The following is a 7895-nucleotide window of genomic DNA, read 5'->3' on the forward strand; positions in this document are numbered from 1 at the left end:
AAGGAGTGACATCATTGAATTCATCATTAATCGTAGGTGAAGGCCTGCTGACTCTCTTATCTTTTTCAATCTTGTTATTTGTTATTTATCATTTTGCCTGGAAACCCTTCAATAAAAACCTTGAAGATCGTCAACAAAAAATTCAATCGGATATTTCTGCGGCGGCTAAAGCTAAAGAATCCAGTGAACAAACAAAGACTGAGTTGGAAGAACGCTTAGCGAATGCTCAAATTGAAGCCAATAAGATTATTCGTCGAGCAAACGCAGAAGCTGAAAAACTACACGATACCATTCTTTCCGAGACTTACCAAGAGCAGGCGCACTTGATTCAGTCTACTGAGGAAGACCTCGAATTAAAACGTCAAAGTTTTGCTCGAGATATGCAAGAATCCGTGGTTACAATGGCTTCAGCAATGGCGGAAAAAGTCTTGGAACGTGAAGTAAGTACCCAAGATCATCGGCAAATGATTGAACGTTTTATCCAAAGATTGGAGCAAGCCGATGAACAAACCAAGTAAACGTACAAGTCAAAATTTAAATGATCTTGAACTACTAGCAGCCAGTGATAATCGCTCAGTTCAATATGAAGATGATTTATTAGAAGAAGTTCTAGAAGAATTAGGCTTATTACCATTACCGGAAGCTAGTGAGGATGAACCAGTCCCCCTTGGAGATCGGGTCTTTCTAACTTCAGCGATTCCTTTGGAAAAGAATGACAAGATTCGAATTTTAAAAGAATTTATTCGAATTACAAAGCAAGACGTCCAATCCTTTATTACCATTGTTGATCCATCACTGATCATTGGATTACGGATTCAAAGTGAACGCTTCTACTACGACCTTTCCGGTCAAAATATGCTGCATCAAATTAAAGAAGAAATTAAGAACATTCAAACGGAAGAGGTGATTGAATGACCTTAGAAAAAGATTTTACGCAAGATGTGTTAGATCGTATTAAAAAATATCAGGTAGTCGACAAGATGGAGGAAGTCGGAACCGTATCTTATATTGGAGATGGAATTGCTTTTTGTAAGGGGCTGGACCAGGCCATGTACGGTGAAATGGTTGAATTCATGGATGGAACGATTGGAATGGTTCAAAATCTCGAAGGCAACCAAGTGGGGATTATCATATTTGGCTCCTACGAACATATTCATGAAGGAGACATTGTTCACCGACTTTATAAAACCATGGAGGTGCCTGTCGGTTCAGCCCTATTAGGACGGGTTGTCGACTCATTAGGTCGTCCAATTGATGACTTAGGCCCTATTGAAAGCACATCTTTTCGTCCTGTTGAAGCACCTGCTCCGGGCATAATGGAACGTCAATCGGTTAAAAAACCCTTACAGACTGGGATTAAGGCCATTGACTCCCTCGTACCGATTGGTCGAGGACAACGGGAACTCATTATTGGTGACCGAAAAACTGGGAAAACATCCTTAGCGATTGATACCATTCTTAATCAACGGGGCAAGGATATGATTTGTATCTATGTTGCCATCGGACAAAAGGAATCGACCGTTAAAAACATCGTTAAAACCTTGAATAATTATCAAGCTCTTCCCTATACCATTGTAATGACGGCTTCTGCCTCAAAACCGGCTCCAATGCTTTATATTGCACCTTATGCCGCAACAGCGATGGCGGAAGAATTTATGTATCAAGGAAAGCATGTTTTAATTATCTATGATGATTTATCTAAGCAAGCAGCTGCTTATCGTGAAATGTCGCTCTTGCTGAAACGACCACCTGGTCGGGAAGCCTATCCTGGTGATATTTTCTACTTACACTCACGCCTCCTAGAACGTTCTGCTAAACTATCCGACGAATTGGGTGGCGGGTCTATTACCTCACTTCCAATTGTTGAGACTCAAGCCGGCGATATTTCTGCTTATATCCCAACCAATGTGATATCGATTACTGATGGACAAATATTCTTACAAAGTGACCTCTTCTTCTCTGGCGTTCGACCAGCGATTAATGCCGGACTATCCGTTTCTCGTGTGGGCGGATCTGCTCAGTTAAAAGCGATGAAGCAAGTTTCTGGGACATTAAGATTGGACTTAGCTTCCTACCGTGAATTAGAGGCCTTCTCGTCCTTTGGTTCTGATATTGATGAAATGACCGCTCGTCAATTGAATCGCGGTCAACGCATTGTGGAAGTCCTCAAACAACCGCTTCACCATCCAGTGCGAGCTGGCGTTCAAATCGTAAACTTCTTTGCTTTAAGTCATGGCTTCTATGATGATATTCCATTGAATTTAATTCACGAGTTTGAATTAGAGTTGACGGACCATCTAGAAAGAAATGAAATGACCTTACTTAAGAATCTTGAAAACAATCAAGCTATCAGTGATGAAGACGCCCTTCAAGAAATATTGAGTAATGTCAGTCGGTCCTTTAAACTCAGCCATAATTTATCCATTGAAGCAGGAAGTGATGAATAATGGCGCTTAACCAAATTCAAAAGAGGATCCTTGCAACTCAAAAGACCGCGAAGATCACAAATGCTATGCAAATGGTATCGCGCAATAAGGTTAATCATCTGCTTGAGATGTCTCAATCCTATCAAGTATATATTGACTATCTAAGACATACCATTGATCAACTTTATTACACCTTGAAAGTCACTCCCCCTAACTTTAATAAAATGGATATCAAAAGCCTTATTACGGATCGTCCGATTAAAAAAGTTGGGATCTTTTTAGTGACCACGGATAAAGGATTAGCCGGCCCTTATAATAGCAACCTATTACATGGCTTAGATGAGTGGCTAAAGAATTCTGATTATTCCAAAGATCAACTTTATTTTTACACTTTGGGACATACTGGTGAAAAATATGTCAAGGATGCTGGCTATCAAATTGCCCGTAGCTATTATCCCCTTTCTGACCAACCCACCTATGAAGAAGCCCATTATTTTATTCGACAATTACGTTCTGCTTATGTAGAAAAAGAGGTCGATATTCTTTATTTGGTTTATCATCATTACGCCTCCGGTTCTAGTTCCAAATTTGGTGTGGATAAATTGCTACCTGTTGTGGCACTCAACCGCCGGGTAGATCCTCAAGAAGTAAAGGATAAAAAAGAAAATTTAGAGCAAGTTTATATAATTGAACCCAGTGCTGAAGAAGTTCTAGAGGGATTAATTCCTCAATTTATAGAGTCTAATGTCTATGGTGCCCTTCTTCAGGCCAAAACCGCTGAGCACCTTTCTCGCATGTCCGCAATGCGGTCTGCAACAGACAATGCTAATTCTATGATTGACCAATTAAGATTAAAGTACAATCGAGAAAGACAAGTCAAAGTAACGAATGAAATCATCGAAATTGTTGCTGGTGCTCAAGCTCAACAAAAAGAAAGAAGGTAAATAACGCATGCGTATTGGACACATTACCCAAGTAATCGGTCCGGTTGTGGATGTCTCCTTTCCTCTCGAATTTGGAACGCCTGATATCCACCACGCCCTTATTGTCACGGATTTAACAGATGCTGATATTGAAGGCGAACTTTCAACGGAATTAGTTTTTGAGCACCGTCAAGTCATTTTGGAAGTAGCTCTTGATATTGGACACGATACCGTACGGACGATCGCTATGGAAGCGACTGAAGGATTATCTCGTGGTATGATTGTTGTTGACTTAAGAGAGGCCATCAAAGTGCCGGTTGGCGATGCAACCCTTGGTCGAGTCTTTAATGTTTTAGGGGATACGGTTGATGGCGGACCAGCTATTTCTAAGGAGACTCCACGTTCTCCTATCCACGCTCAAGCCCCTGCTTATTCCGAATTGAGCCCTAACTTTGAAATCTTAGAAACAGGAATTAAAGTCATCGACCTACTGGCTCCTTACCTAAAAGGAGGAAAAATTGGACTCTTTGGTGGAGCCGGTGTTGGTAAGACCGTCTTGATTCAAGAATTAATTCATAATATTACCCAAGAACATGGCGGCTTATCGGTATTTACCGGGGTTGGTGAACGGACTCGGGAAGGAAATGACCTAGTCAGCGAAATGAGAGAGTCCGGTGTTTCTAAAAATACCGCCATGGTTTTCGGTCAAATGAATGAACCGCCTGGTGCTAGAATGCGGGTTGCCCTGTCTGGACTAACGATTGCTGAACACTTTAGAGATGTTAAACATCAAGACGTGCTTCTCTTTATTGATAATATCTATCGCTTTACTCAAGCGGGTTCAGAAGTCTCTGCCCTACTAGGACGGATGCCTTCAGCCGTGGGTTATCAACCGACTTTAGCTTCTGAAATGGGGGCCATGCAAGAACGGATTACTTCAACTAAATCTGGTTCCATCACCTCCATTCAAGCGGTTTATGTACCTGCGGACGACTATACAGACCCTGCTCCTGCTACGACCTTCTCACATTTGGATGCAACCACTAACCTGGAACGTCGTCTAACCGAACAAGGTATTTATCCGGCAGTCGATCCATTGGCTTCCTCTTCTTCTGCTCTATCGGAAGAGATTGTAGGTGAACGACACTATAAGGTCGCTCGCCAAGTACAACAGACCCTCCAAGCTTATGAGGATCTCAAAGATATTATTGCTATTTTAGGAGTCGATGAGTTAAGCGATAGTGAAAAACTTACCGTTAAACGGGCTCGTCGGATGCAACTTTTCCTATCACAAAACTTCCATGTGGCTGAAGCCTTTACGGGAATTCCTGGGTCTTATGTCAGTGTCAAAGAAACGATTGCTGGTTTTGAAGGGATTCTTGAAGGAAAGTATGATAACTTACCGGAAGAAGCTTTTCGTAATGTCGGAAATATTGACGAAGCCATTGCCAAAGCTAAAAAATTAGGAGTTGATTGGCATGAGTCAGACCAATAAGAGCCTGCAAGTTCAGATTGTCTCGCCAAATGGTCTAGTGTACAATGAAGAAGCGCTTAAAGTCCATGTTCAATCCGTAGATGGAGGACGGACTATTCTGCCTGATCATATTGCAATGATGACGGCCTTAGATATTTCGGCAGTCATTGTAACAACTTTTAATCAAGAAACACCCGAAGATTATATTGCGATCAATGGCGGATTGCTAGAAGTCAGAGATAATGAGGTCAATATCATTGCAAATATGGCAATTCGGGCCAGAGATATTGATGATGCTAGGACCTCCATGGAGAAGACATTGGCTGAAGATGCGATGAAGCAAGCCGAGATTAATCAAGATATTCGTGCTTATCAGATGGCTGAGCTTGATCTCAAGAAAGCCTTGAATCAACTTGATGTGATGAAACACCGTCATCGTTAAATACACCTTTTGTTTACCAGTCCATGCTGTTGGCTCATTCAATGATTTAAAAACCGACATTTTTCTTAATGCTTTTTATTTAAGCGATTGATGACGACAGGCTTGGCCAGATCTATTTATTTGAGAGTCTTTGATGCTGCATCAAAGACTCTTTTTTAGCAGTTAATTGTTCTTGAATTGGCTGATTAAAGGCGTTATTCATTTATTAATGCATTATTTAATTGATCGCATTATGATTTTTTACAGCAAAAAGCCCAAAAGATTTTCCAATCCTTTGGGCCTTTTTTGTTATTCAGTTCTCTAAATAAGCAGTCTGTTTAACGATGCTCATGACTAGTTATTGGGCACTTTTAGCCTCTTTTACTAAATCCCAAGCAGCAATAGCTCCGCCATGTTTGACCTCTTCAATCTTTTTGCTGGTTTCATCCGTTTGATAGAGTTCCACAATTTTTTGATAAAGTGGATTATCTTTATCTTCGCCGCGAGCCGCAATATTATTAACCCGATCGAGGTTAATCGTTTCAGGGGTATCTCCATAAATATAAATCGCATCCGCAGGTTCAAAAGGCGTCGATTCTAAGAAGGAGTCATCAATAAAAGCAGCATCCACATCCTCAATTACAGCTGGTATTTGAGCAGCTTCTAACTCTACGAATTCAATATTTTTAGGGTTCTCTTCAACATCTCTAGGGGTTGGTAAGAGTTCGCCGTTGTCTTTTAAAGTGATTAAGCCCGCTCTTTGAAGGCTGAATAGATCATAGCTGAGACTCGTAGGCGCTGAATTAACCGCAATTTTAGCGCCCTCAGGTAAGTCCTCTAAGGAAGTGTATTTTGTTGAATAAATACGAATTGGCACAGCTACCGTATAGGCTAGAGTTACGATATCCCCTTTATTCTCTTTGTTCCAATTTTCTAAGAAGACATCATGTTGGAAGGCATTCAAATCAATGGATCCATCCGTTAAAGCTTGATTGGGCATATTATAATCTGTAAATAGCACGACTTCTAGATCGATACCTTCTTGTTCTTTGGCACGCTTGGCCACATCTTTCCAAATTTCTTCATCTTCACTTCCAACAACACCAATGCGAACTTTTTGGCCATCAAAGGGCTTATCTTCCGCATTAACAAAGGATAGTGGGAAAACGTTCGTAAGGATAAGTAAAGCTAAAGCTAAGATTTTTATCAATTTTTTCATATTAACACCGTCTTTCTTTTATTCAGCAAAAAATTTGTAGGCAATTTCATGACCTTGGTCAATTTTAGCCCATTGTTGTTCTTCTGTTAATTCATTACCACAGTCACAAGAAGCGAAGCCGCACTGTTGAGAGAGGTAAAGATTTTCTTTAGGAATATATTTGCTTGCTTCTTCTAATAAGGCTAAGGCACGATTTTCATCATCTAAACCAGCGCTTTTAGAAGATAGCACCCCTAATACTACCTCTACTTCTGGACGGTCCTTGAAGACCGCAAGAGCTTCGATACTTCCAGCTCGTTCGTCATCCCATTCTAAAAAGAAACGATCATAGTGCTGGCGTGCTAAGAAAAACTCTGCCACTTCAGTATAGGCTCCTTCTGTAAAAGCACGAGAAGCGTAATTTCCACGACAATTATGCGCATAGACTTTCAAACCTAATTCATGAGCATAATCTGCTACAGCATTATTAAGATCGATTAATTGTTGGGCTAGATCCTGCTTAGAGAAGTTTGAATAGTCAAAATTTAATGAATCTAAGTGTAGTTGATCCCCTTCACCGGCAAAACTGGCCCAAACACAATCATCTAATTGAATAATTTGACAGCCTGCCTCTGCTAATTCTTTAACGAATTCTTGATAGGCATTGACAACATCCTGTCTAAAAGTGGCTAAATCCTCATAATATTGATCTTTTTGTCCGATTGCTTCTAATGCCAGTAATTCAAAATAAAAATGTCCTGGAGCAAAGATGGTCTGCTTAACCTTTACATGATCAGGAGCCAATGATTTAACCAATTTAAAGTGATCAATAAAGGGATGGTTCTTACCGGATAATTTTCCAGTAACACGCAGTCCGATATCTTTACGGGTTTCGAAGTCATGCTTATGCCCTTTTTCATCTTTTTCATAAAAATGATAACCTGAATCACAGATGAATCGTTCGATCCCTTGTAAGCCCCATACAAAGTCTAAATGCCAAAAGGAACGTTGGTACTCGCCATCCGAAATTTCGCTCAATCCATGCTCAAGTTCCTTAGCTACAACTTCTTTAACGGCAGCTTGCTCAGCTTCCTCATATCCCGGAAGATCCTGATAAAAGGGATAGCTGATATCTTCTCGTTGTTCAATCTCGCGCTTATACTTGAGTAGGGATTGCGGTCGCAGTAGAGAACCCACTGTTAAAAATCGTTTTGAATAATTCGTCATTTGATCATCTCCTTGTCATAGCTACACTATAAGGGAATTCTTGGAGTTTGGGAAATATCGATCCTTAAGAATCAGTTATAGGTAATAACTATAACAAAATCAATATTACAACCCAGGCCCCTTATAAAGGGATTGGGATCAATGTCTCGTTGATTTTGACAGCGTGATTATCAGTTCAGTCTATCGAATTAAAGAATGAGGCTGTGACACAAGTCTCAAAAATACC

The 7895-nt window shown here is 40.5% G+C and carries 8 protein-coding genes; 6 read left to right on the forward strand and 2 right to left on the reverse strand.

What is annotated here, in order from left to right; all coding sequences use genetic code 11:
- Positions 1-5 precede the first annotated feature (5 nt).
- The 6 genes from atpF to atpC are packed head-to-tail and all read left to right on the forward strand — an operon-like array spanning position 6 to position 5265.
- A complete protein-coding gene (gene atpF, locus HMPREF2758_RS03700; protein WP_246823250.1) occupies positions 6-518 on the forward strand; it encodes a F0F1 ATP synthase subunit B in 513 nt (170 codons plus the stop codon).
- The gene (locus HMPREF2758_RS03705) at positions 502-915 is read left to right on the forward strand and encodes a F0F1 ATP synthase subunit delta (protein WP_070609226.1); all 414 of its coding nucleotides are present in this window, start codon (positions 502-504) and stop codon (positions 913-915) included. Before atpF ends, HMPREF2758_RS03705 begins: the two co-directional genes overlap by 17 nt.
- Positions 912-2447 (forward strand): F0F1 ATP synthase subunit alpha, encoded by a 1536-nt coding sequence (gene atpA, locus HMPREF2758_RS03710; RefSeq protein WP_070609228.1) that lies wholly within the window; start codon positions 912-914, stop codon positions 2445-2447. The genes HMPREF2758_RS03705 and atpA overlap by 4 nt, the downstream gene beginning before the upstream one ends.
- The gene (gene atpG / locus HMPREF2758_RS03715; RefSeq protein ID WP_070609230.1) at positions 2447-3370 is read left to right on the forward strand and encodes an ATP synthase F1 subunit gamma; all 924 of its coding nucleotides are present in this window, start codon (positions 2447-2449) and stop codon (positions 3368-3370) included. Before atpA ends, atpG begins: the two co-directional genes overlap by 1 nt.
- Positions 3371-3377: 7 nt before the next feature.
- The gene (gene atpD, locus HMPREF2758_RS03720) at positions 3378-4844 is read left to right on the forward strand and encodes a F0F1 ATP synthase subunit beta (RefSeq protein ID WP_070609232.1); all 1467 of its coding nucleotides are present in this window, start codon (positions 3378-3380) and stop codon (positions 4842-4844) included.
- The gene (gene atpC, locus HMPREF2758_RS03725; protein ID WP_070609235.1) at positions 4828-5265 is read left to right on the forward strand and encodes an ATP synthase F1 subunit epsilon; all 438 of its coding nucleotides are present in this window, start codon (positions 4828-4830) and stop codon (positions 5263-5265) included. The genes atpD and atpC overlap by 17 nt, the downstream gene beginning before the upstream one ends.
- 337 nt (positions 5266-5602) lie before the next feature.
- Here atpC and HMPREF2758_RS03730 read toward each other — a convergent pair whose 3' ends face one another.
- The gene (locus HMPREF2758_RS03730) at positions 5603-6463 is read right to left on the reverse strand and encodes a MetQ/NlpA family ABC transporter substrate-binding protein (protein ID WP_070609237.1); all 861 of its coding nucleotides are present in this window, start codon (positions 6461-6463) and stop codon (positions 5603-5605) included.
- An 18-nt stretch (positions 6464-6481) separates the two neighbouring features.
- Positions 6482-7669: a uroporphyrinogen decarboxylase/cobalamine-independent methonine synthase family protein gene (locus HMPREF2758_RS03735; RefSeq protein ID WP_070609239.1), complete on the reverse strand. Its 1188-nt coding sequence runs from the start codon at positions 7667-7669 to the stop codon at positions 6482-6484.
- Positions 7670-7895 lie beyond the last annotated feature (226 nt).

This window comes from Facklamia sp. HMSC062C11, assembly GCF_001810675.1.
Classification (GTDB): Bacteria; Bacillota; Bacilli; order Lactobacillales; family Aerococcaceae; genus Facklamia; species Facklamia hominis.

Excerpts from the sequence above, each read along its gene's own strand:
- atpC (WP_070609235.1), top strand. The coding sequence starts at position 4,828 with ATGAGTCAGACCAATAAGAGCCTGCAAGTTCAGATTGTCTCGCCAAAT.
- atpD (WP_070609232.1), top strand. The coding sequence starts at position 3,378 with ATGCGTATTGGACACATTACCCAAGTAATCGGTCCGGTTGTGGATGTC.
- HMPREF2758_RS03730 (WP_070609237.1), bottom strand. The coding sequence starts at position 6,463 with ATGAAAAAATTGATAAAAATCTTAGCTTTAGCTTTACTTATCCTTACG.
- HMPREF2758_RS03735 (WP_070609239.1), bottom strand. The coding sequence starts at position 7,669 with ATGACGAATTATTCAAAACGATTTTTAACAGTGGGTTCTCTACTGCGA.
- HMPREF2758_RS03705 (WP_070609226.1), top strand. The coding sequence starts at position 502 with ATGAACAAACCAAGTAAACGTACAAGTCAAAATTTAAATGATCTTGAA.
- atpG (WP_070609230.1), top strand. The coding sequence starts at position 2,447 with ATGGCGCTTAACCAAATTCAAAAGAGGATCCTTGCAACTCAAAAGACC.
- atpA (WP_070609228.1), top strand. The coding sequence starts at position 912 with ATGACCTTAGAAAAAGATTTTACGCAAGATGTGTTAGATCGTATTAAA.